Origin of the sequence: Limnobacter olei (genome assembly GCF_029087225.1) — a bacterium.
Classification (GTDB): domain Bacteria; phylum Pseudomonadota; class Gammaproteobacteria; order Burkholderiales; family Burkholderiaceae_B; genus Limnobacter; species Limnobacter olei.
The window spans coordinates 28,488-52,252 of record NZ_JARFJD010000005.1; the positions used below are offsets into that span (position 1 = coordinate 28,488).

Annotated in this window: 22 protein-coding genes; 10 read left to right on the forward strand and 12 right to left on the reverse strand. The window is 54.2% G+C overall.

The genetic code is table 11. The annotated features are described in order from the left end of the window. Window positions 1-81: 81 nt before the first annotated feature. The gene (locus tag PY990_RS04105) at window positions 82-1,116 is read right to left on the reverse strand and encodes an AraC family transcriptional regulator (RefSeq protein WP_105029509.1); all 1,035 of its coding nucleotides are present in this window, start codon (window positions 1,114-1,116) and stop codon (window positions 82-84) included. A gap of 133 nt (window positions 1,117-1,249) precedes the next feature. Between PY990_RS04105 and PY990_RS04110 the strand changes: the two genes are divergently transcribed. Further along, window positions 1,250-2,410: an alkane 1-monooxygenase gene (locus PY990_RS04110; protein ID WP_275270529.1), complete on the forward strand. Its 1,161-nt coding sequence runs from the start codon at window positions 1,250-1,252 to the stop codon at window positions 2,408-2,410. Here PY990_RS04110 and PY990_RS04115 read toward each other — a convergent pair whose 3' ends face one another. The 5 genes from PY990_RS04115 to PY990_RS04135 all read right to left on the reverse strand — a co-directional run bounded on the left by PY990_RS04115 (window position 2,411) and on the right by PY990_RS04135 (window position 7,631). Next, complete coding sequence (locus PY990_RS04115; RefSeq protein WP_275270530.1) at window positions 2,411-2,848, reverse strand: acyl-CoA thioesterase; 438 nt, start codon at window positions 2,846-2,848, stop codon at window positions 2,411-2,413. Between the two features lie 8 nt (window positions 2,849-2,856). Further along, the gene (locus PY990_RS04120) at window positions 2,857-4,536 is read right to left on the reverse strand and encodes a GMC family oxidoreductase (RefSeq protein WP_275270531.1); all 1,680 of its coding nucleotides are present in this window, start codon (window positions 4,534-4,536) and stop codon (window positions 2,857-2,859) included. Window positions 4,537-4,654: 118 nt separating this feature from the next. After that, window positions 4,655-5,743 (reverse strand): NAD(P)H-dependent flavin oxidoreductase, encoded by a 1,089-nt coding sequence (locus tag PY990_RS04125; RefSeq protein WP_275270532.1) that lies wholly within the window; start codon window positions 5,741-5,743, stop codon window positions 4,655-4,657. 100 nt (window positions 5,744-5,843) lie between these two features. Continuing rightward, entirely contained in the window at window positions 5,844-7,328 is a 1,485-nt protein-coding gene (locus tag PY990_RS04130; RefSeq protein ID WP_275270533.1) for a hypothetical protein, read from the reverse strand. Between the two features lie 15 nt (window positions 7,329-7,343). Continuing rightward, window positions 7,344-7,631, reverse strand: coding sequence for a hypothetical protein (locus PY990_RS04135; protein ID WP_105029516.1), 288 nt, complete (start codon window positions 7,629-7,631; stop codon window positions 7,344-7,346). A gap of 274 nt (window positions 7,632-7,905) precedes the next feature. Between PY990_RS04135 and ppnP the strand changes: the two genes are divergently transcribed. The 4 genes from ppnP to PY990_RS04155 all read left to right on the forward strand — a co-directional run bounded on the left by ppnP (window position 7,906) and on the right by PY990_RS04155 (window position 10,553). Then, window positions 7,906-8,217, forward strand: a complete 312-nt coding sequence (gene ppnP / locus PY990_RS04140) for a pyrimidine/purine nucleoside phosphorylase (protein WP_105029517.1) — start codon at window positions 7,906-7,908, stop codon at window positions 8,215-8,217. A 134-nt stretch (window positions 8,218-8,351) separates the two neighbouring features. Then, on the forward strand, window positions 8,352-8,984 hold the full coding sequence (locus tag PY990_RS04145) for a TetR/AcrR family transcriptional regulator (RefSeq protein WP_105029518.1): 633 nt from the start codon (window positions 8,352-8,354) through the stop codon (window positions 8,982-8,984). Beyond that, window positions 8,981-9,637 carry a DUF6989 domain-containing protein gene (locus PY990_RS04150; protein WP_275270534.1) on the forward strand — a complete coding sequence of 219 codons (657 nt, stop codon included), beginning with the start codon at window positions 8,981-8,983 and terminating at the stop codon, window positions 9,635-9,637. Before PY990_RS04145 ends, PY990_RS04150 begins: the two co-directional genes overlap by 4 nt. Before the next feature lie 181 nt (window positions 9,638-9,818). After that, a complete protein-coding gene (locus tag PY990_RS04155) occupies window positions 9,819-10,553 on the forward strand; it encodes an SIMPL domain-containing protein (protein WP_275270535.1) in 735 nt (244 codons plus the stop codon). 3 nt (window positions 10,554-10,556) lie between these two features. Here the strand turns inward: PY990_RS04155 and PY990_RS04160 are convergent, their stop codons facing one another. The 5 genes from PY990_RS04160 to PY990_RS04180 all read right to left on the reverse strand — a co-directional run bounded on the left by PY990_RS04160 (window position 10,557) and on the right by PY990_RS04180 (window position 17,612). Next, a complete protein-coding gene (locus PY990_RS04160) occupies window positions 10,557-11,858 on the reverse strand; it encodes a GDSL-type esterase/lipase family protein (protein WP_275270536.1) in 1,302 nt (433 codons plus the stop codon). Window positions 11,859-11,972: 114 nt separating this feature from the next. After that, window positions 11,973-12,752 (reverse strand): nitroreductase family protein, encoded by a 780-nt coding sequence (locus tag PY990_RS04165; RefSeq protein ID WP_275270537.1) that lies wholly within the window; start codon window positions 12,750-12,752, stop codon window positions 11,973-11,975. Then, window positions 12,749-15,859: an efflux RND transporter permease subunit gene (locus PY990_RS04170; protein WP_275270538.1), complete on the reverse strand. Its 3,111-nt coding sequence runs from the start codon at window positions 15,857-15,859 to the stop codon at window positions 12,749-12,751. Before PY990_RS04170 ends, PY990_RS04165 begins: the two co-directional genes overlap by 4 nt. Then, on the reverse strand, window positions 15,856-16,968 hold the full coding sequence (locus tag PY990_RS04175; RefSeq protein WP_275270539.1) for an efflux RND transporter periplasmic adaptor subunit: 1,113 nt from the start codon (window positions 16,966-16,968) through the stop codon (window positions 15,856-15,858). Before PY990_RS04175 ends, PY990_RS04170 begins: the two co-directional genes overlap by 4 nt. Beyond that, complete coding sequence (locus PY990_RS04180) at window positions 16,965-17,612, reverse strand: CerR family C-terminal domain-containing protein (RefSeq protein WP_105029526.1); 648 nt, start codon at window positions 17,610-17,612, stop codon at window positions 16,965-16,967. The genes PY990_RS04175 and PY990_RS04180 overlap by 4 nt, the downstream gene beginning before the upstream one ends. 173 nt (window positions 17,613-17,785) lie before the next feature. Here PY990_RS04180 and PY990_RS04185 point away from each other — a divergent pair, with 173 nt between their 5' ends. The 4 genes from PY990_RS04185 (at window position 17,786) to PY990_RS04200 (ending at window position 21,844) form a co-directional block, all read left to right on the forward strand. Then, window positions 17,786-18,202 carry a hypothetical protein gene (locus PY990_RS04185; protein WP_275270540.1) on the forward strand — a complete coding sequence of 139 codons (417 nt, stop codon included), beginning with the start codon at window positions 17,786-17,788 and terminating at the stop codon, window positions 18,200-18,202. 20 nt (window positions 18,203-18,222) lie between these two features. Beyond that, on the forward strand, window positions 18,223-19,392 hold the full coding sequence (locus PY990_RS04190) for a hydroxymethylglutaryl-CoA reductase (RefSeq protein ID WP_275270541.1): 1,170 nt from the start codon (window positions 18,223-18,225) through the stop codon (window positions 19,390-19,392). Between the two features lie 126 nt (window positions 19,393-19,518). Beyond that, window positions 19,519-20,664: a ferredoxin reductase gene (locus PY990_RS04195; protein ID WP_105029529.1), complete on the forward strand. Its 1,146-nt coding sequence runs from the start codon at window positions 19,519-19,521 to the stop codon at window positions 20,662-20,664. A gap of 25 nt (window positions 20,665-20,689) precedes the next feature. Beyond that, complete coding sequence (locus PY990_RS04200; RefSeq protein ID WP_275270542.1) at window positions 20,690-21,844, forward strand: fatty acid desaturase family protein; 1,155 nt, start codon at window positions 20,690-20,692, stop codon at window positions 21,842-21,844. A gap of 4 nt (window positions 21,845-21,848) precedes the next feature. Here the strand turns inward: PY990_RS04200 and PY990_RS04205 are convergent, their stop codons facing one another. After that, the gene (locus PY990_RS04205) at window positions 21,849-22,451 is read right to left on the reverse strand and encodes a LysE family translocator (protein WP_275270543.1); all 603 of its coding nucleotides are present in this window, start codon (window positions 22,449-22,451) and stop codon (window positions 21,849-21,851) included. 156 nt (window positions 22,452-22,607) lie between these two features. On the opposite strand from PY990_RS04205, the gene PY990_RS04210 reads away from it, so the two are divergent. After that, on the forward strand, window positions 22,608-23,765 hold the full coding sequence (locus PY990_RS04210; RefSeq protein WP_275270544.1) for a YbfB/YjiJ family MFS transporter: 1,158 nt from the start codon (window positions 22,608-22,610) through the stop codon (window positions 23,763-23,765).

A 23,765-nucleotide genomic window follows, 5' to 3' on the forward strand; every position in this document is an offset into this window, starting at 1 on the left:
CGATGGTTGGATCAATAAAACATTACAAAGTTATTAAAATATTACGTCAATTAGAAACAAATTAAGGGGTGGCATGCACTTTCACGCCGCATGTGCCAGCCGGTATTCCTTGGGGGTTTGGCCGCACCAGCGTTTGAATGTTCGGCTGAAATTGGATGCATCTTCGTAGCCCAAGGCATGGGCAATTTCTTCAACGGTGGTGTGGGTGTGTGCCAGCAACCAGCAGGCGCGTTCTTGCCGCACTTCATCCAACAATTGCTGAAAGCTGGTGCCCTCAGCCTGCAGGTGGCGCATGAAGGTGCGTTCGGTCAGGTTTTCCCTGGAAGCCATGCTTTGCAAGGTGGGCATGTGCCCTTCGGTTTGCTGCAACAGCATGCGCACGCGCTGGGCCAAGGTGCCGCCGGCTTGAAGACGCTGCAACTGCAAATCACAATCGCGAAGCAAGCGCTGCAAGGCTTCATCATCGGCAGCCAGGCTGGGGCTGTTCACCAGAGTGCTGCCCAACACCACACGCAACTGCGCATGCCCAAAGCTGTTATGTTGCGCAATTCGCTGATATTCATGGACCCAGGGCGGGGCTTCAAACGGCCACTCGATTCGAAGTTGCGGTGGCAGTTCTTGCCCGGTCATCGCTGTGAGCAACTGCACCAAACCACCGAGCAACTGGCAATGCAGGTACTCGCGAACCGGGCCTAGATCAACCCATTCTTCAAGCACCGCGGCAAACTCGGGTTCATGTTCAAACTTCAAATTGGCGAGGTTTTGGCGCAAGCCCGCGTAGCGCTGCAGCAGTAACATGGCGCTGGGCAAATTCTTGCTGGCAATCATGGCTGCACCGAGCGTGCCGTGGGCCGATGCCGGTGTTCTCAAACCCACCTCCAAACCCAGCCAGGGGCATCGGCTAAGTTGCACGCCACGCTCAATCAACTGGCGCATCTGGTCAAAACTCATGAACTGGTTGCTTTCGTGAAGCTGCTGCCAGTTCAAGGGCAGGCCTTCCAGAATTTGCTCCGGCGAATAGCCGCGACGCTGCAACTCGGCGCACAGCAAACGCGCGTACACCGGGTGCAATGCAGGCTTTAAGGCTGCGACTGATTCATACAGAGATTGGGTCAAGTGTGTTGTCTCGTGGTGCTTGTTGTTGTTTTGTTTTTGTCACTTTATGACGATCTTATGCCACCCTGTGCGGTGTTGTCCATCGCCTTGCAGGCCTAAGATAAAACCATCCTGAACCACCTGGTGCACAACAATGACATCGAACACCATGCCCGCAACCCAATACAAAGATCCCAAGAAATACTTGTGGCTGCTTTCTGTAATTGCGCCCTTTGCCGCGCCGCTCGGCCCGATCATGTACCTCTACACCGGCCACACGCAGTGGCTGTGGGTGTTCCTGGCGTTTTTCTATCTGGGTTTGCCCGTGCTCGATTTTGTGTTTGGCGAAGACAAACAAAACCCGCCTGAACAGGCCGTGCCCGAACTTGAGAACACCAAGTACTACCGCGTGATCACCTACCTGCTGGTGCCCATTATTACCTTCGGTTTTTTGTTCAACGTGATTTTTCTGGCCACGCACGATTTGCACTGGCTGCACTGGTTGGCCGTGGCCATTACCACAGGCTCGCTGCTGGGCTTTGGCTTGAACCTGGGTCATGAAATGGGCCACAAAAAGCGCAAGCTGGACAAAGCACTGGCGCTGTTCACCCTCTCGCTGGGTGGCTATGGTCACTTCTCAATTGAACACAACCGTGGCCACCACCGCGATGTGGCCACACCGGAAGACCCGGCCACCTCACGCATGGGTGAGCACATTTATGAATTCATGTTGCGTGAAATCCCAGGGGCATTCAAACGCGCCTGGAGGCTCGAAAGTGAACGCCTGGAACGCGCAGGCAAAAGCCGCTGGAATGCCGGCAATGAAATGCTGCAAGCCGGTGCCATGACCTTGGTGATGTACACCGCTCTGATCGCCATGTTTGGCTGGCCCATGGTGCCCGTGTTGGCAGTGGTGGCTTTTTGGGGTGCATTTCAGTTGACCAGTGCCAACTACATTGAGCACTACGGCCTGATGCGCCAAAAACTACCCAATGGTGAATACGAACGTTGCGCCCCACACCACTCCTGGAACAGCAATCATTTGGTGTCTAACCTCGTGGTGTTTCAATTGCAACGCCATTCGGATCACCATGCCAACCCGGCACGCAGTTACCAGTCGCTGCGTGATTTTCCGGAGCTGCCCAGTTTGCCATCGGGATACTTCGGCATGTTCCTGATTGCCTATGTACCACCCCTGTGGTTTGCCATCATGAACCCAAGGTTGCTGGAAGTGGCAGGCAAGAATGCGCAAAAAATCAACATTCATCCGCGCAAGCGTGCACGAGTGATTCAGCGTTATTCGCTGGTGGTCTGATCAGCCAGCCTGATTGATCTGCTTGCCCACAGCGCCCTCTAGCAGGGCGCTTTTTATTTCAGCCGGAATAATTTGCTTGGTGAATTCTTTGGCATCGACCAACACATAAGTGGCTTGTGAAGTGGCCACCAAAGCACCGGTGGCTCTATTCACAAACACAACAGTCAAGGTGAAACTCGTATTGCCAAAATGGCTGGGATACACGCTGGCTTTCAGCACCTCATCGTAATGAGCCGGGGCCTTCCACTCGGTGAGCAAACGCACCACCTGGGTTTCATAACCCAGGCGCACCAGTTCTGGATAACCACCCAGCGCAGCCCGCAAATATTCATTCACCGCCAAATCGGTGTAGTCACCATACCGGGCATTGAACACCACACCTTGCGCGTCGCATTCGCCATAACGCACCCTGAATAGGAACTCAAAAGGCTTGCTCATTGATGCACTCACACCGGCTGTGCAACAAGCGCCTGCGCCAAGTGTTCCTGACGTGCTCTTGCATTGTGCTCGGCCTGTTCAAGTGCGGGCACGCGCGACACGCCACGAATGAGATCCACGGCTTTTTCAGCCATCATCATGACAGGGCCATTGGTGTTGCCACCGATCAGGCTTGGCATCACAGACGCATCGACAATGCGCAGGCCTTCAAGCCCGTGCACCCGCAATTGTGGATCCACCACCGCCATGGAATCGGTGCCCATTTTGCAGGTGCCAGTGGGGTGGTAAACCGTGTCCACGCGGTTGCGCAACACTTCACGAATTTCATCGTCGGTGTGCACGTTCTCGGTGAATTTGTCTTTCACGATAAACTTCGCCAGGGCCGGTGCATGCATGATCTTGCGGGTCAGTTTGAAACCTTCAACCAACTCATCCAGATCGCGTGGGTCTTTCAAAAAACCAATGTCGATCAAGGGTGGCGTGTCCATGGTGTTGCCCTGCAGGGTAAGGCTTCCGCGGCTGCGCGGGCGCAACAAACACACGTGGCAGGAAAAACCGTGGCCCATGTGCATTTTGCGGGCGTGGTCATCCACCATGGCCACCACGAAGTGCAATTGAACGTTGGGATCTTTCAGTTCGGGGCTGGTTTTTAGAAACGCACCACCTTCAGCGAAGTTGCTGGTAAGCGCACCCCTGCGATGTTTGCGGTAGCGGAAAATTTCACGCAACAAACGAATGCCGCCGCGAATCGACAGGCCGAGTGTATCCAGGCTTTTGGTGGAGTAACCAAAAATAAAGTCGGGATGATCCTGCAGGTTTTTGCCCACACCCGGCAGGTGATGAACCACATCAATGTCGTGGCGAGCCAACTCGGATGAATCGCCCACGCCGGAAACCATCAATAATTGCGGCGTTTGAATGGCGCCCGCGGTCAAAACGATTTCCTTGCGTGCTTTCAACACAGTAACCTGACCGTTGATGGACACCTCAACTCCTACAGCACGCTTGCCTTCAAACAACACACGCTGAACCATGGCCTTGGTGTGCACAGTGAGGTTTTTACGGTGCAAGTGCGGAAACAGATAGGCACGCGCAGCGCTCCAGCGTTCACCATTTTTTTGGGTCACCTGATAAATGCCTACGCCTTCCTGATCGGCCCCGTTGAAGTCGTGATTGATTTTGAAGCCTGCCTGTTTGCCAGCCTCAAGATAGATTTGCTGAAAGGGATTGTCGGAACGCAAATCAGCCACGTTCAGCGGGCCGCTGTTGCCGTGGTAGGCATCACGAATACGCTCGTTGCATTCGCTGAGTTTGAAATAAGGCAGCACGTCTTTGTAAGACCAGCCGCTGCAACCTTCTTCATGGGCCCAACGATCATAATCAGATGCCGTACCACGGATGTACACCATGGCATTGATGGCTGATGAACCGCCCAAGGTTTTGCCGCGCGGCTGATAGCCCTTGCGGCCATTCAAGCCAGGCTGCGGTGTAGTTTCAAAGGCCCAGTTGTTGATTTTGGTGGGCAACATGGCCACTGCACCGCTGGGAATATTGATGAGGTTGCCGGTGCCGTCGCCGCCGGCTTCAAGAAGGCATACATCGAGTGCTGAGTCTTCGCTGAGGCGACCTGCCATGGCACAGCCACCGGAACCACCACCCACCACGATGTAGTCGTGTTCTGTCTTCATCTGCTCCTCCTGATTTTCAAACCCGCTTGGATCGGATTTTGTGATTTTCTCACTTGATCATAGAGGAAGCCGGGCAAAAAGAAACGCCCTGAAGCTCACAAAAAATTGATAATTCCGGTCAAGCGATGCGTGTGATCTTCTCGGGTGCAGCGGGTGCAATGCCCACCGCATTTCCAGCCAACTGGTTCACCTGTTCCAAGGCCTCTTCCACCTCTCGCATCACGCGCTGGGTCAATTCCTCAACCGTGGGAACGTCCTGCACCAAACCTTGCACCTGACCAATCAACTGCACGCCCTGCGTGTGATTGCCTTCAATGGTGGCTTTCTTGATTTGCAAAACGGCAGCACCGTAAAAGGTAACCGTGAGTGTTTGCTCCAAACCCATTTTGAAGACGTCTTTGAGGATGCCCAGCAAGGGCTTGTTCATTTCACGCGCAGCCAGGTAGGCGCGCCACATGGCACGCACGGGATTGAATGGCTTGGACATGATTTTTTTGGAGTTGGGGGTGGTCATGACCCGGCAAGGAATGCTGTCAAAGTTCTTGCTGTAAATGGTGTCTTCCACTTCCTTTTTCACAATCAGTTCTTTGGTGTTGGCATGCACCGGGCTTTCTTTCGACGCGGCCCAGCGCGTGCCCATGGCCACACCATCAGCACCCAAGGCCAAGGCTGCCACCACACCGCCACCCGTGCCAAAACCACCGGCTGCGATAATTGGAAGCTTGGTGACCTGCCGGATTGCGGGCACCAACACCAGTGATGTGACAGCACCGCCGTGCGCTGCGGCCTCATGGCCAGTCACCAACAAAGCATCTGCACCCGACTGCTCGGCCTTCAAGGCATGTTTGGCATTCACCACAGTCACAATCACTTTGCCGCCGTAGTCATGCACACGCTTGCACACATCTGCTGGGCTGCCCAGGCTGAAGTTGATCACGGGTACCTTTTCATTCAGGGCCACTTCAAGATTTTCACGGGCACCCGGCATGATCAATGCGCAACCAATGCCGAAAGGCTTGTTGGTCAGGCTTCGAACCTTGCGAATTTCAGAGAGGGTTTGCTCGGGCGTCAAATGCCCAATGGCCAGAATACCCAGACCACCCGCGTTGGCTGTGGCAGCCACCAGATCGGCATTGGCCACGTAGGTCATGCCGGGGCACACCAGTGGATATTGAATGTTGAACATCTCGGTGATGCGGGTTTTCATGGGCAGTCCGTAGATCGAGTGGGCCGGATCGGGCAATCCAATGAATATTACATCAACCGAGATATTCTGATAAGCACTGTAAGTATGTGTTGAACTGCATTTATCCCAGTGTCTTGGTCAGGTCACCCAACAATGGCAAACCACCGAGCAAGCCACCCTCGGCACCACTGGTCGAACTGATGGATGAGGTCAAACCACCCAGCAGATCACCCCCAAGCACATCGCCCAACAGTGGAATTTCGCCCAAGGCACTGCCGCCACCAAGCCCGCTGGTCAAACTGTCCAGCGCACCGCCGAGGAATGGAATATTGCCCAAGGCAGAACTGACATCACCGCCCAAGGAACCCGCGAGATCACCGATCAGGTTAGTGACTGGTGCAGCGGGTGTGCTGGCACCGACCGAGGACACCGCATCGCCAACGCCGCCCAACAAACCACCCACGGTGTTCAGCAAGGTGTTGCCGCCTTCTCCGATCAAGGCCAAAGGCGTGGGGGCCAAACCTTCTTGAAGACCACCCCCCAAACCACTAAGGACACCGGCCAAACCACCGTCGTTGTTACCCGTGGCCACCGAATCAACCACACCACCCAAAGTGCCTGCAATGTCACCCAGCACCGGCACCGGGGCCAACAGTTGGCCGACGCTGTCGCCCACGTTCACCACGGTGCCCACCACGCCGCCAACACCACCATCGGTATTGGGGCCTGTGGTTCCCAACAGGCTAGCCACCAAATCAGACACGGGTGCTAGGGGTGTTCCTTCACCGAAGCCGCTCACCTGGTTGGCGGCCACACCCAGCAGGTCGGTCAAAGTGCCCAGACCCATGTCGAGCACGTTGGCCACTGGTGCCAAAGGTGTGGCTTCAAGCCCGCTGGTCAAGCCATCGGTCAAGCCTGTCAAAATTCCGTTCAAACCGCCGTTGTTGTTGCCCACCAAAGTGGATTCGATCACGTTGCCTACGGCATTCACCACGTCGCCCACCACGGGCACGGGCTCGGTCAATTCACCCAGATTGTTGGTCAGGTCACTGATGGTTTCTGCCAGGCCACCCGCATTTTCTGCAGGCAAGGCGCCGGGATTTCCGCCACCGCTGCCACCACCGCCGTTGTCATCGTCTGAACCGCCAAATACAGCTGCAGCACCCACTGCACCTGCCAATGGCAGAGCACCCAGGCCGGCGCCAGCGCCCAGCAGGCCAGCACCAAAGAGACCACTCATTTCACCGGTGGCTTCCTGACCATCCAGCACTGCCGCCTGGTTTTCTCCATCAAACTCGGACACCAAGGTGACATTGCCCAGACCTTCGCCAGCATTGGATGTAATCACCACCTGACCGTTGGGGCCTGCATCGGGGTCAAAACCCAGTGTGGCCACACCACCATTGGAGATTTCGAGGAATGCCGGAATTTGTTGCTGTGTGCCTGGAATGCTGAGCACTGCAATGGAGTTGCTGGTGGAGCGCAACACGTCACCCGCTTGCAACACCATGTCTTCGCGAAGAGGCGTTTCAATGCCGTTTCGCTTCACGAACACGTCGCCGTCGATATTGGTCACAGAGGCTACTACTGGGCTGTCAAAGTTCATGGTGTTTTCCTTGAATCAAGCAAAGTCAGCGTTTTGAACCACGATGGATTCTGCAAATGCTGCGGACGAATTAATGGGAGAGGAGGACTGCGAGAAATCAGTGAAATCCCTGGGAGAAATCGCGGCTGTGGCAGCATCAAACTGGCTGTTCATGCCAAACAGCGAAAGATCAATTTGCGTGATTTGCGACACAATGCTGTTGAACAAATCAGCGGGAATTACAGTGGAGGCCAATGACAAATCTGTGCTGTTCATGCCCGGCAAAGTGTCCATACTTTGAACAGAACCCATTTCGTTCGACATGTGAATTCCTTGCTGATATTCCGATTGATGGGGGGGGGTTAACTATTTTTGGTTAACCTTTACTAGGTAGCGAATATACCGAACATGTCAGGTTTTTACTTACACGATGTAAGGGTTTTTTGTAAAAATTGTATTAAAACCACGAAAGAACCCATTTAGGGGGATCAAAATTGGGGGGATTCTGGAAGGCAAATACGTGGGGTAGAACACCGCAATCGAATGAAATTAAGGCATCATTCAGCATCCAAATTTTTTGCATTCAAAGGGAAATCAAATGGCTCAATTCGAGAATGTCACCGTGGTAAAAGCCGCCAATATTTATTTCGATGGCAAGGTCACCAGCCGCACAGTGTTGTTTGCTGATGGCACGAAAAAAACATTGGGTGTGATGCTGCCCGGCGACTATGAATTTGGCACCGCAGAAAAAGAAATCATGGAAATTCTGGCGGGTGATATGGATGTGTGTTTGCCAGGTGAAAGCTGGAAAGCCATTACGGGTGGCCAGTCATTCGAGGTACCGGCCAACGCCAAATTCCAGTTGAAAGTGAAAACACCCGTGGATTACTGCTGCAGCTACATCAAGTAATTAGGCAGGCACCACAAACCGCCCGAACTCAAAACTGCCCGACCGTGCGGTGGGGCCACCCAAACTGTTGTTGCGCTCTCTGAAACAAGCTCACTATAATTTGGACAAGAAATCTTGTCAAAAGTGAACATTGAATGAGCAAAACACCCACGAGGGCTTATGGAGGCGTGGCTGCTGAACAGCGCGCCGAGGAACGCAAGGCACGTTTGCTGGCTGCAGCGCTTGAACTGTTTGCGCGGCAAGGCTACGGGCGCACCACAATTGAAGCCTTGTGCAGCGAAGCCAAAGTAACAGCGCGCCACTTCTACCAGTTGTTTGACAGCCGCGAGGCGATACTTCGCGCGCTGTACGACAATATCATCGCAGATCTTCGTGCAGGCGTGTTGAAAGCCATGTCCGCGCCCGAGCTGAATTTGTCGGAACAAATACCACTGGCAGTGAGCGCCATGGTGCATCACTACCTGGAAGACAGCCGACATGCCCGAGTGGGCGTTCTTGAGGTGGTGGGTGTGAGCCCACAGATGGAAGCACGCCGGCGCGAAGCCATTCATGACATGGCCGGTTTGATTGAAGCCTACCTGAACAATTTGGTGAGCAAAGGCGAGCTGCCCAAACGCAACTACCACCTGGTAAGCGTGGCCTTGGTGGGTGGCATCAATGAGTTGCTGGCCGAGTGGCTGATGCTGGAGAACCCACCCGATATTCCCGAGCTTAGCGAAGAGATCATCAACATTCTGAATGCCTTGATACGGGGAGCCGCGCGATGAACCGCGTCGATTCCAGGGGTGTTCGTGATGCCTTGGTGTTTCACGCCGCATTTTTTGCAGTTGCCATTCCGGTTGCATTGAACACCACGGGTAACACCTTGGGCGTTGCACTGCTGGTGTTTGCGGTGGCCTACAACATTGCGCTTCCATTGGCTGGCGTGTTGAGGGGACACGGCGAATGGGTCCGCTTGTGGAAGTTTTTGCTGCCGCTTTCGATTGCCCTGCCCTGCGCCGACTGGATGCTGGTGGAACGCATGGGCACATTGACCTTTCCCGATCACGGCATTGTGCGCTTGGGTGGAGCGGTGCCCGTGTATTTCATGGGTTTGTGGATCATGTTGTTGTGGCAAGTGTGCTGGCTGGCACTGGCCACCTCAAAACCCTACCCCGTGGTGGCAGCACTCTCGCTGGGTGGGTTCCTGATTTGGGAATGGGCTGCACGCCCCATGAACCTGTGGCATGCACAAGAGGTGCTCCAGGTGCAGGGCTTTGCGCTTTACCCCCTGATTCCGGAAATGTTGCTGGCCATGGGCGCTCTGTGGCTGTGGAACGTACTGGGTAACAAATCCACTTTTCAACAAATTACTGGTGCACTGGCCCTGGCTGTTTTTTATGCGGGTGCGCTGTCACTTTCACTGCTCTGGATTAGTTAACCCTTGTGGCGTGGTCGTTCCCAACCGGCTTTGAGAGGGTCTTGAAGCCAAACCGTCCATGAGCCTGATCGGAGCCTTCTTCAAATATTTGTTCAATGAATGGACAACGGCATTTAAAGTAAAACGTTCTTCACGTTGAAGCTGTACAACATCAGCAAAGCCCAATATTCAGGAGAAATTCATGTCAAGAAGCGCGCTGTACTCACCGAAACAACAACGCGGCATGGGCCTTCTGGGCTCTGTTGTGCTGGCAGCGGGTGTGGTGGTGGCCGGTTTTTTAATGGCCACTGCGGTGAAGGAATTTCGCAAGTATGATCAGTTCATTGAGGTGCGAGGCCTGGCCGAGGAAGTGGTGAAATCGGACAAAGCCAGCTGGAATCTGTCTTTCTCGGTACTTGCAGAAACACCGCAAGCCGCTGGTGCGGCCTGGACCAAACAATTGGAAAAACTGGAAAGTTTGGTGCTGGGCATGGGCTTTGAGGCCAGCGACATTCGCCGCCAACCGGTGACCATTTTTGAAAACGTGAACCCAAACGGTGGTTTTGTAGAACCCGGCAAACGTTGGCGTGCACAAGGTGGCTTCGTGCTGGAGACCGCCAAGGTGGATGCGGTGGAACAGGCCTCGCTGAACAGCGATGTGTTCCTCAACGAGGGCATTCTGGTCGAGTCGAGCTTTATTCAGTTTTACTTCACTGACTTGAACAGCATCAAGCCCCGGATGCTGAAAGCCGCCACCGATAATGCCAAGGAGGCTGCGCAAACTTTTGCAGCCGATTCAGGTGTGAAAGTGGGTGCCTTGAAAACAGCCACTCAGGGACTGTTTTCAATTTCAGCGCCATTGGGCGATTACGGCGGCGAGAACACCGTAATGAAAAAAATTCGCGTGGTCACCAAGGTTCAGTATTTGGTGGAGTAAATTTCAGCGAGGTTTGGCCTTACTCACCCATTCACTCAACGGTGTAGCCGCAGCCCACAATTCATGGCCTGCATCGTTGGAGTGGATAGAATCGCCACTGTTGTACTGAGGCAGGAATGTAAGGCCACCAGGCGCTTCCACTTCACCATTGTAATCCGCCACGCCATCACACTCGCCACTGTTCAAGATCCAGTCGTTCAGCTTGGCGCGTTCTCCGTTCAGGTTGGCTTGCGAAGATTGCGCACCGGGAATCCAGGTGGGGCAGTACACATTGATTTTCTTGGCATGTGCCTTGGCGATCACTTCCTGGTAATTGGCGATAATTTCATCGGCACTTCGGCTGGACAAGTCATTGGTTACCCACACCACCACCGAACTGACACCCACGGTGTCGAACACGTCGCGTTCCAACCGAGTCGCACTGGCGTTTTGCAGCGTGTCGCCGCCGATGCCACGGTTCACAATCGTGTCGCGTTGCCCAACCGGGATTTCATCCAGCATGCGTACCGACAAGAGATCGCTAATTTTCTTGAATGCATTCTGGCTGGTGTTATAACCATGAAAACTGGAGCTGCCCAAAAACACCATGGCACCTTTTGCGTCTTTCGTTAGCACCTCGATATCCCGCAGCGCATACACCGTGCAACCATTGCAAACAAGCGGCAAACCCGGTGGAGTTGAAAAACGGGTTTCATCAATCAATCCATAACCCGCGCCAGAATCCTCGAGTGTTTGATCGCCTGAGCCATTGGGCAGTTTGTAGGATTCAATCCAGGTTGCACCGAACTCACCGGGATTGTCCGCACCTTTCACATACAAACTCACGGCAAGGTCGTCTTGGTTGTTGACCTTGAACGCGATGGGATCGCTGTAAAACGATTCAGTTTGAGGCGGAATTGTGGCGCTGGTTTGGCCGCAATTAAAGGTTACTGCCTTGCTGGTATTCAGCTTCAGGTTTGCGCCTGTTGCGCCCTCACGCAGGCCTACTGCGGCGGCACCAATCTGCATGGGTTGATCGCTCAGGTTGATGAAACGAATACGCACCGCATTGCCACTGGCCGTGACTCGAGCAATGTTTCGTACCGTTGTTTCCACAGGCGCCGTGCCGGTAACGTGGGTAACACCCCAGGCCGACATCCAGCGTGCGCCATCAGCCGCGTTTGAATTGCTGTTGCACGACAAGCCAGAGGCCTGCGTGTTGCTGCCCGAGGCTCCGACAGACGCGTTGTCCGACCCAGATGAGCAAGCAGCAACGGCCAACATGAGCAATGGCCAAAGTAATTGTTGTAATTTTTGGTGATTCAAAACAGGTCCCCTGAAGTGGTATTACTCATACTTCAGAGGATGCCTTGCTGGATGCAATGCGGCATTAGTGGATAGCCGCAGCAGAAATATACCTAAATGGTTCTACGTCGATTGTTAAATTTCGTGCACAAACAAATCCCGCTCAAAACGGATTTGAGGCCAAAACACGCCGTCGTCGGCGCGCTCGCCAGCACCGATCACCATGATGGGGAACGCATCATCGTTAAGCTTCAACAATTTACGGACACGGGCTTCGTCGTAGCCCTCCATCATGCAGGTATCAAAGCCATGCGCACGCAAAGCCAGCACCAGGTTTTCGCAGGCCAGTGCCGCACTTTTCGCAGCCCACAACTCCACTTCACTGCGGGTGTAGGGGCCGCGAGGCAAGGGAGCGATCAAACCACCCACATTGGATGCTGCCTTTTTCACCATGGCAAAACTGTTCAAGGGACCAGGTGAGTAGTTGTAGGGAATCAGTTGGTAGTAACGGCGTACCAGCGTGGGCACTTCCGGCATGGGCCACTCTTTAATCATCTTCTTGGAAAAGTCACTGACACGATCAACACGCGCCACGCACACAATCAGTTCCTGTGCGGTTTTTGCAGCCAACTGGCCCAAACAGGCTGTTACCAATTTGGCCTTTTTGGCTGGCGTTTTTACCACGTAAAACTCCCAGGGCTGCAAACCTGAAGAACAGGGTGCAAGCAAGGCCAAGTCCAGGCATTCATCCAGCACTTCTTTGGGAATCGGCTTGTCGGTAAACTTACGCACCGACCTTCGGCTTTCTACCACTTTCCTGAAGTTGGCCGCGCTAATGCCTTTGGGGGCAGGCTCGTAATACCGCTGCTTGCCGTCGACTTCAATGGTCTTGAATTTGCGTGCTGCTGCTTTCATGTTTTGCGTGCTCCAGACTGCTTAAAGGTTGAACCCAATTTTTTAGAAAAGTTTTTCATACCGTGCTCAAAATCATCCATCAAGGTGTACACCACGGGAATAACCAAGAGGCTTAGGAAAGTAGAGGTCATCAAACCACCGATCACCGCAATCGCCATGGGGCTTCGGAAACTGGTGTCTGCATCGCCCGTGCCGATTGCAATGGGCAGCATGCCGGCGGCCATGGCAATGGTGGTCATGATGATAGGGCGAGCCCGCTTGTGGCAGGCATCTACCACCGCATCCAGCCGACTCATGCCCTTTTCATTGCGGGCCACAATGGCGTACTCCACCAGCAAAATCGAGTTCTTGGTGGCAATGCCCATCAGCATGATCAAACCGATCAGTGAAGGCATGGAAAAGCTTTTCCCTGCCATCAACAAACCCACAAAAGCACCACCCAGGCTGAGTGGCAATGCAGCAAGAATGGTAACCGGTTGCAAGAAATCTTTGAACAACAGCACCAGCACCACAAAAATACACAACACACCAGTGAGCATGGCCAAGCCGAAACTAGCGAACAATTCTTCCATTACCTCCGCATCACCAATGTTGCGTTGGGCAACACCCGGCGGCAGGTTTTTGATGCTGGGCAATTGTTGAACTGCGGCGGCCACATCGCCCAACGGTTGCCCTTGCAATTCAATTTCAAAGTTCACATTGCGAGCACGGTCGTAGCGATCAATCACCGATGGACCGGCGTTGATGCCCAGGGTGGCCACCTGATTCAAGGGCACACTGGGTACACCTGGTTTCGCTGAAGGAACAGCAAGGCGTTCAAGCACACTCAGATCTTTTCGGGCCTCGTCGTCGAGGCGAACCACGATGGGCACTTGCCGCTGCGACAGGTTCAGCTTGGGCAGAGCGGCATCATAATCACCCACAGTGGCCACGCGCAGGGTTTCGCCCATGGCTGCGGTGCTTACACCCAAGTCGGCTGCTTTGGCAAAATCGGGTTTGATCCAGATTTCTGGCCGCACCAAGGCCGCACTGGATGCAATGGAACCCAAACCGGGAATGGTGCGCAAATCACGCTCCACTTCACTGGCTGCTTTGGACAATGCTTCGCCATCTTCTCCAGAAAGTACCAGCACATACTTTTCGCCCGAGGCGCCCAAACCCACCTTGTAACGCACGCCTGGCAAGTTACTCAGCGCCTCGCGCATCTGCGTTTCCGTCACTTGCTTTCGTACGGTGCGCTCACCCCTGGGATCAAGCAACACGGTAAGGGTGGCTTTGCGAACTTCAGCCTGCCCGCTCATCATGAAGGGATCGGTTCCAGCTGCGCCACCGCCAATGGTGGTGTACACGCTGCGCACATACTCTACTTCGCTAATTAACTCGCGAGCCTTCTCGGCCGCTTTGCGGGTTTGCTCATAAGTGCTGCCCGGTTGTAATTCAATGTAAACCTGCGTTTGCGACAAATCATCAGGAGGAATAAACCCGGTGGGCAACAGGGGAATCAACATGATAGAGCCCACGAAAAATGCACCTGCAGCCACGCAGGTGACAAGCCGGTGGGCCAAGGCCCAGCGCACCCAGTCCAGATAACGGGCCATCATTTTACCGGGCTCGTTTTTCTCATGTTCATGGCCTTTGGAAGTCAGCATGTAAGCTGCCATCATGGGCGTCAACATGCGGGCCACCACCAGCGAAGCAAACACGGCCAGCGCAGCAGTCCAGCCAAACTGTTTGAAAAATTTTCCGGCAATGCCGCTCATGAATGCGGTGGGTAGAAACACGGCAATCAAGGTGAAGGTGGTTGCAATCACGGCAAGGCCAATTTCATCAGCAGCCTCGCGTGCGGCATCCAGGGGGCTTTTGCCCATGCGCAAATGGCGAACAATGTTTTCTACTTCCACAATGGCGTCATCGACCAAAATACCCACCACCAGCGACATGGCAAGCAGCGACACCACATTAAGGCTGAAGCCCAAGTAATACATGCCCGCAAATGCCGGGATTACCGACAAGGGCAAGGCCACTGCCGACACAAAAGTGGCACGCCAGTCGCGCAAGAAAAACCACACCACCACCACGGCAAGAAATGCACCTTCGTAAAGCATTTTCATGGAGACATCAAAATCTTCTTTCACGGGCTCCACAAAGTTGAATGCCTCAACCATGGTGAGATCGGGCCGCTGCGCCTGCAACTGCGCCAAAGCCTCGGCCACGCCCTTGCCCACTTCAACCTCGCTGGCACCTTTGCTGCGGGTAATCTCGAAACCCACCACATCTTGACCATTCAGCAGGGCGGCCGATCGCCGATCGGCAATGGTATCTTTAATCGTTGCTATTTCAGGTAACTTCACGCGGCGGCCATTGCTCAGCACAATTGAAATTTCTTTCAGCTGATTGGCATTGTCCACAGTGGCAATCGTGCGCAGCGGTTGCTCGCCCACACCCAGGTCGGCCCGGCCACCCGCAGTTTCCAGCTGGGTGTTGCGCAGTTGGCGCGACACATCCAGCGCACTGACACCCAGCGCCTGCATTTTCAAGGGATCAAGTTCGACCACCACTTCGCGTGTTACACCACCCACCCGGTTTACTGCACCGACGCCTTTCACATTCAACAGGGTTTTGGTAATGGTGTCGTCGACATACCAGGACAAACCTTCCTCATCAAACGCGGTGGAGGCGATGGTGTATGCCAGCACGGGTGAGCCACTTAATTCCAGTTTATTGACCACCGGGTCGCGCAAATCGGTGGGCAAATCGGCACGCACGCGCGACACGGCAGACCGTACATCGTCCACGGCTTCCTGTGTGTCTTTCTCCAGGTTGAATTCGACCGTGATGCTGACAATGCCGTCTTGAATCTTGGTGTAAATGTGTTTGAGTTGTTGCAGTGTGGCGAGCGAGTTTTCAATTTTTCGGGCTACATCATTTTCAAGTTGTGATGGAGACGCGCCAGGAAGACTCGCAGTGACCAGCACGGTGGGCAGTTCAATATCTGGGAACTGCTGAATTTTCATGCTGGAAAAGCTGTACAGCCCCATCACGGTGAGCAAGAAAAACAGCATCACCGCCGGAATGGGGTTTTTAATGGACCAGGTCGAGACGTTCACTGAATCACCTTCACCAAATCACCATGGGCCAAGAAAGCCACACCGCTTTTTACCACCTGGTCACCGGGCTTCACACCTTCCAACACCTCGATGAATTCGCCTTGCGCATTGTTTACGCGCAACTTGATGCGCTGCACCTTGCTGCTGGCTTCGTCCACGGTGAATGCGTAGGTAAAGCCATCGCGCTCAATCACCGCAGTTTGCGGAATTACTGTCGCGGTTTGCTGGCCCAAATCAAACTCGCCGCGCAGGTACATGCCAGGTTTCAAGCCCTTGGCGTAGGCGCCGGGAACATCGACGTACACCATGCCGGTTCGTGATTGCGCATTGATGACTGGGCTTAGTGTGCGCACCTTTCCTTGGATGGCTTCGCCCGCATTGAACACAGTCACTTCCATGCCTTCAGAAATTCGGGCCAACTCTGCGTCGGTCACCTCGGCTTGCCACTCCAGGCGCTGCTGGCGAACCAAACGGAACAATTCCTGCCCGGGGGCGGGCACCGAACCCAAGGTGGCCGTGCGCGCGCTGATTACGCCGTCGTCCAGCGCAATGACCGTGGTGTTGCGCAAGCGAATTTCCTGCTGGGTTTGCAAAGCCCTGGCCGACAACAAACGGGCCTGTGCCGACTTTTCCGCAGCGATCACCTGATTGCGTTCTTGCGCGCTGACTGCCCCTTGGTCGGTGATGTTGCGAATCATATCGGCGTTCAGCTTTGCCTGTTCGAACAAAGCCCGCGCTTCAGCCACGCCCGCTTTGGCCTGTGCCAAATCTGCATTCACTGTTTGTTGATCGAACACGGCCAGCGTTTGCCCCTTCTTTACGACATCGCCAACTTCGGCGCGCAAAGAATCAATTCGTACCCCATTGAGTTGCGATCCAATCACTGCCTCCTGCCAGGCAGCCACGCTGCCATTCACGGACAGGGTCAGAGGAATGGTTTTCTCCTCCACCGCAGCCAATTCAACCGACAAACTGGCTTTGCCGGGAACTTCCGTTTCACTTGCAGCGCCAGGTGCGGCTTGCTCGGTGCCGGGGGAACAAGCGCCCAACAGCAAGACTGCCGCAAGCGTGGCGACGGGGTACTGACTTAAAACCATTGGAATTTTCATTTGCTGCAATCCTGTTTGCGTCGTTTGCTTTCACTGTCGAGCATGGCGCGGGCATAACCAGCCAAGCGTTCACTCAGGGTATCGATGGCTTTGGCATTGCTCATTAATTTGGGACAAATTACATCCACCACATCTTGAGCCACATAAAAATTCACGGCCATGCCCATCATTGCGAAGGCCAGGCGTTGGATGTCGAGGTCGGGTTTGCTCAAACCAAAATAGGCAGTCAGCATGTTCACCAAAGCCATGTGCTGCGGCTTTATTTCCGCATCAATTTCATGCTCCCAGGCACCAGTGGGTTCAATCATTTCGCGGAAATGCAATTTCATCACCAGGCGAAAGGTTTCACCGTGCTTCAAGGGCTCCAGGAAATCCCGGAACAATTGCTTTAAGGCTTTGTCCACGTCGGTGCTGTTCAAATCAGGAATGCCCTGTTCAAACGGCGTGCCACACAGCGGCTCGGTGTAGGCCGCCCGGTAAAGGCCAGCCTTGTCGCCAAAGTAATAGCGAATGGAGGAGATGTTGGCACCCGCCTTGTCGGCGATTTCGCGTGTAGAGGCCCCTTCATAGCCTTTTTCGGCGAAGGTGATAAGTGCGGCCTGCACCAGCTTTTGCCGTGCAGACTGCTGCTTGTCTTGAAGCATGGGGAAGTCCAAAATTAATTCAATCGATTGATTTAAAAATATATCAAACGAATGATTAAACAGCAATCGCGAGCAGTTCATTTGTCGGGATTGAAACGAATCGATACCACCGAATTCCTGAAACTTGCTACTCTTGGCGAGCAAATTCAAAAAACAACAAACTGGAGACAATCATGGGTATGGCGGAAAAAGGCAGCAAGGCGCTGCGAAAACTGAAATCGGTCGCTCAAAAACGGGCATCCAGTCTTCCGGCAGGCAATTTGATCAATGCCGTGGTTGATCAGGTGAATCAGTTTGAAACGGGCATCAAGCAAACTGTGGATGGTGTTCAAGACAAGGTAAAAGGCTTGCAGGCCAACTTGTTGAAAATGTACCAAGCCAACAAAGAACTGGAACAGGAGAACCGCGAATTGAGCAAAACCATAGTGAGGCTGGAGAAGGACAATGCCCACTTGACCATGCAACTGGACCGCACCCAAATGGAACTGGATGTATTGAAGGCCAAGCTGGAGAACATTGGCAAACTGGTGAGTGGCTACGAGGAATCAATTGCCGCAGTCACACGCAGCAACAAACCCAAGCGCAAATAAGCAGAAAAAAGAGCCAGCCGATGACCCGCACACCCATTCCACGATTTGACGACAACTATTCGGAAGATGCTGCCAAAGCGCGCCGTGAATTTTTAACACAACAAACCGGAGCCAGCTTGCACCACACCGGCACCTATTCCCTGCCCCCTGAAAGTTTGAAAAGCAACACCGAGAACTTCATTGGTGTGGTGCAAATGCCGGTGGGTGTGGCTGGGCCAGTGCTGATTCATGGCGAACATGCACAAGGCTGGTTTTACGTGCCACTGGCCACGACCGAAGGCACACTGGTGGCCAGCTACAGCCGGGGCATGCGCATGGTGAGTGAGTCGGGTGGCGTGAAAGTGACGGTGGCCGAGGAATTCATGCAACGCGCCCCGCTGTTTGAATTCGAGGACGCCCGTGCAGCCAAACGGTTTTTGCAATGGATCAATGAAAACCTGGCCACAGTCAAAGCCGAAGCAGAAAAAACCACCAGCTTTGGCAAACTGGAGCACATTCAAACCTGGCAAGTGGCGCGCATGGTGTACACGCGTTTCAACTACACCACTGGCGATGCGGCCGGGCAAAACATGTGCGGCAAGGCCACGCATGCCGCCTGCCAATGGGTGTTGAAAAACAGCCCGGAGGCCATTCGTTACTTTGCCCTGAGTGGCGCCATTGAAACAGACAAAAAACATTCGCACATGAACCTGCTGCACAGCCGGGGCAAGCGTGTAATTGCGGAAGCCACCATCAAGCGCGAAGTGCTGCAAAGGCTGGCACGCACCACCCCGGAAACCATTTTCAAGCAACGCCAACGTAGTGCAATAGGCGCGCAGCTGGCAGGCAGTGCCTACAGTGGCCCCCACTCGGCCAATGGCATTGCCGCCCTGTTTATTGCCACAGGGCAAGATGAAGCCAATGTGGTGGAAAGCCACACCGGCATGGTCTTCATGGACATTACAGCAGATGGAGATTTGTATTTTTCTGTCACATTGCCCTCTGTGATTTGCGCCACCAAGGGTGGTGGAACAGGCTTGGCCACGCAGGCCGAGTGCCTGAAAATGCTGGGCTGTGAGGGCACTGGCAAGGCGCGTAAACTGGCTGAGATTGTGGGCGCCACAGTACTGGCAGGTGATTTGTCTTTGCTGTCAGCCATTCTGGCGGATGAATGGGTTTCCTCCCACGACGCCTACGGAAGAAACCGCTGAAGAATGGCAAGGCAGCGCCGTGCGTGTGGCGCTGTCAGTAAAACACCAGCCGCTGGTGCAGTGCGGAATGACTTGGAATGTGTTTCAGTGCACACTCGTTTTACAATACAAAAACGAGGAGACACAATGCAGTCTGAGGCAGGATCCGCGCAGTTGAACAACTCATTGATCAAACGTGTAGCTGGCCTCGTGACGAAAGTCTCCGACGCCTTTGCATTTCCCCTACGAACTTCCCACTACATTGAACTGGTCAACCCCTTGTGGAGTACCCATGCACTTCAAGCGCGGGTTGAAGCAGTTTGGGACGAAACCTCTGATTCACGCACCATCACCTTGCGCCCTGGCCTGAACTGGCGAAGCCACCGCCCAGGCCAGCACTTGCGTATTGGCGTGCCCATTGGCGGGCAACATTTCACGCGCACCTATTCAATCAGTTCAGCCCCGGAACGCAATGATGGCTGCTTCACCATCACGGTGAAAGCCATCGACAATGGCCGCATGTCGCACCACCTGGTTCGCAAGCTGAAAGTGGGCGATTACGTGCCCATTGGCGTGCCGCAAGGCGACTTTTACCTGCCCGATGCACAGCCCGTGCTGCCCCTGTTTATTACTGCGGGCAGCGGCATTACTCCGATCATGAGCATGCTGCGCAGCCTGGTGCTTCAAGAGCGAATGCCCAACACCGTGCACATTCACTACGCCCCACACACTTATGACGTGATCTTCGGGCGTGAACTGAAAGAAATTGCGGACAAGCAAAAGCTGTACAAACTGAACCTGGTGCACACCCGTGAGCCTGGCCAGAAGCCTGAAGACATTACCGGCAAACGTCCCCACTTTTCCAAAGAGCAGCTCGAGCAACTTTGCCCCGACTGGCGAAAACGCGATGTGTATGCCTGTGGCCCGCAAGCCATGCTCGATTCAATTGAGCAACTGTATGAAGCCGAGGGGCTACGCAGGCAAGTGCACACGGAGCGGTTCCGCGCTCAACTGGCTGGCGTTCCCACCGAGGTGAAAACCGGCGTGGTGAAGTTTCTGAACAGCAATGTGAGCGCCAATTCAGACGGTGAAACCAACCTGCTTCGCCTCGCCGAGGATTCCGGCCTGAACCCGGAACACGGCTGCCGAATGGGCATTTGCCACGGTTGTGATGTGAAACTGGCCAGTGGCTGTGTGCGCGATTTGCGCACGAACGCACTGATCAATGAAACAGGACAAGTGATTCAGATTTGCGTGTGCGCAGCAGTGGGCGACGCAGAAATCGAAGTGTAAGCAACACAGGAAGCAGGAGACAAACATGGGCATGCCAACACACTTGAGCGCCAGCGACATCGAGGAATTCGGTCGCGAAATGGACGCCATACGCAACGAAATTGCAGACTCGCTGGGCAGCAAAGACCGCGCCTACATTCTCTCGGTCATCAAATGGCAGCGCAGCCTGATGCTGGCCGGGCGTATTGTGGTGTTTCTCAGCTTTTTCCTGTTGCCGATGAGTGACTGGCCGTTCACAGGCTGGCCGCAATTCTGGGCGGTGTTGCTGCTGGGTGCGATCATGCTGGGCGTATCGAAAAGTATTGAGAACATGGAATTGGGTCACAACATCATGCATGCACAGTTCGACTGGATGCGCGACCCCAACATTCAATCCAACACCTGGGAATGGGACAACGTCTGCCCTTCTGACCAATGGAAACACAGCCACAACGTGGTGCACCACACTTGGACCAATGTGCACGGCAAAGACCCGGACATTGGTTATGGTGTTTTGCGTGTAACCGATGACCAGCGTTGGCATGCCAAATACCTGTTCAACCCGGTGATCAACTTTGTGTTAATGATGCTGTTTCAGTGGGGCGTGGCCCTACACGATCTGGAAGCCGACAAACTGCTGGCGGGCAAGAAAAGCTTTAAGGAAATAATCCCAATGCTGAAACGCATTGGCTGGAAAGTGCGTCACCAGTTGTTGAAAGACTATGTGTGCTGGCCTGTTTTGGGCGCAGCAGTCACCGTGCCGTTTACCGTGTTTTTCGGCTTCGACATTGTGAACATAGCACTGGCGGCCTTGGGCTTCACCATGGTGGCCAACCTCATCGCCAACGGCATTCGCAACATTTGGTCGAATGTGATTATTTTCTGCGGCCACTTCCCGGCAGGTGTTCACCACTTCACCAAAGAAGAGGTGGAAGGCGAAACCCGCGCAGCCTGGTATGTGCGCCAGTTGCTGGGCAGCTGCAACATTACCGGCGGCAGGCTGTTCCATATTCTGTCAGGCAACCTGAGCCACCAGATTGAACACCACCTGTTCCCGGACATTCCTGCCAACCGCTATGCAGAAATGTCGCCCCGAGTTCAGGCCTTGGCAGCTCGGTATGGATTGCCTTACAACAAGGGGAGTTTCACGCGCCAGTTTGGCACCACCACCTGGAACATCTGGCGACTCTCCTTGCCTTGATCGATCACACTGCCTGTGCGGTGCTGTACGCGAAAAACAGCACCAGGCTGGCAGCCATGGTTCCGTTGAACCACTTCAAGCGCAGCGGGCTGTTGATGAAAGCCCGCAAGCGCGCACCCAACACCAGCCACAAACCCACGCACAGCAAACCCACACTGGCCATGATCACGGCCACCATCAACACGTCGAGAACTGGTGTGTTCGAGCTGGCCGGAAAAAGCGCAACTGCCGCTGTCGCCATGAACCAGGCTTTGGGATTGACCCATTGAAACAGCACGGCATTAACAAAGCTCAAGGGCTTGGAACCGGGTTTCAGCGAATCCTCGGAAGGTGAAAAGCTGGCAATTCGCCAAGCCAGATACACCATCATCAACAAACTGAACACCAGCAGCGCAGTGTGAAACCAAGGCAGGCTTTCAAACACCGCATTCAAGCCCAAACCCATGGCCAGCAGCATCAGCGGAAAACCCACAATAATGCCGAAGAAATGCGGCAGGCTTTTTCGCACACCGAAATTCATGCTGCTTGTCATGATCATCAGGTTGTTAGGCCCGGGGGTAATGATGCTTAAAAACGCAAACAGGGCAATGGCTTGAAAGTGCTGCATGGCGAACTCCTTTCGTGGAGTAAAAATGGAACACTCACTTTAAGAACTTTTGCATATTCAGTACAGATTCAGGATAATGAAATAATGTGCAGTACAGATTAAACACTGAAAAATCTGTACTGTTTCTGGAACTTGACTTCTGTGCGGGTGGCCCCCATGAAACTGGAACGTTGGCAAGTGATTGCCGCAGGCATTTGTTCACTGATTCTGACCGTGGGTTTGGCCCGCTTTTCTTACACTCCCTTGCTGCCCATCATGCGCGAGCAGGCTGGCTTAAGCGCCTTTGATGGCGGATGGTTGGCCACGGTGAACTACATTGGCTACATCAGCGGTGCCTTGCTGGCCTCCACACTGAGCAACCTGAATTACAAATACCTGCTGTACCGCTTTGGCCTGATTGTGGCGGTGCTCAGCACCATCGGCATGGGCCTGACCACCGATGTGAACCTTTGGGTGTTTCTGCGTTTTATCTCGGGTGTTTCGAGTACAGCGGGCATGTTGATTGCCTCAGGCTTGATCATGAACTGGTTGGCCCGCCAAAAGCTGAAAACCGAACTGGGCCTGCACTTTGCGGGCGCGGGCATGGGTTTGGTGCTTTCTGGCATTGCAGTCATGGCCATGGTCGACCACCTGGCCTGGGACGAACAATGGTGGGTATTGGGTGTGGTGGGAGTTCTTTTCTTCGTGCCAGCCTGGATATGGATGCCCAAGCCCGCCAAGGCAGGCAGTGATGAAGAACAGGTGGCCGACGTGCCACCGCCCAGCGCCAAGTGGATGCGCTTGATGTTGGGTGCCTACTTTTGCGCAGGCTTTGGCTATGTGATTAGCGCCACCTTTATTGTGGCCATTGCTGAAACCTTGCCCGAACTTCAGGGCAAAGGCCCCTGGGTGTGGGTGGTGGTTGGTTTGGCTGCGATTCCCTCCTCGTTTGTGTGGGACCGCGTGGCGCGCGTCACCGGCGTTTTTGAAGCCCTGGTGTTGGCTTACCTACTGCAAATCATCTCAATTGTGATGGCTGCCATGATCGACGGCTATTGGGCCAACATGATCAGCGCTGTGCTGTTTGGGGGTACATTCGCAGGCATTGTGAACCTGACATTAAGCATTGCCGGGCGCCAGTTTCCCGCCAACCCCAGTAAGGCCATGGCACGAATGACACTCAGTTATGGCGTGTCGCAAATTGCGGCGCCCGCTTTGGCCGGTTTGATCGCTGAACGCACAGGCACCTATCGCGGCTCGCTGTACCTAGCGGCTGCATTGATGGTGGCGGGTGTGTTCATGGTGTGGCAACTGAAAAAGCAAACTGAGGCTTGA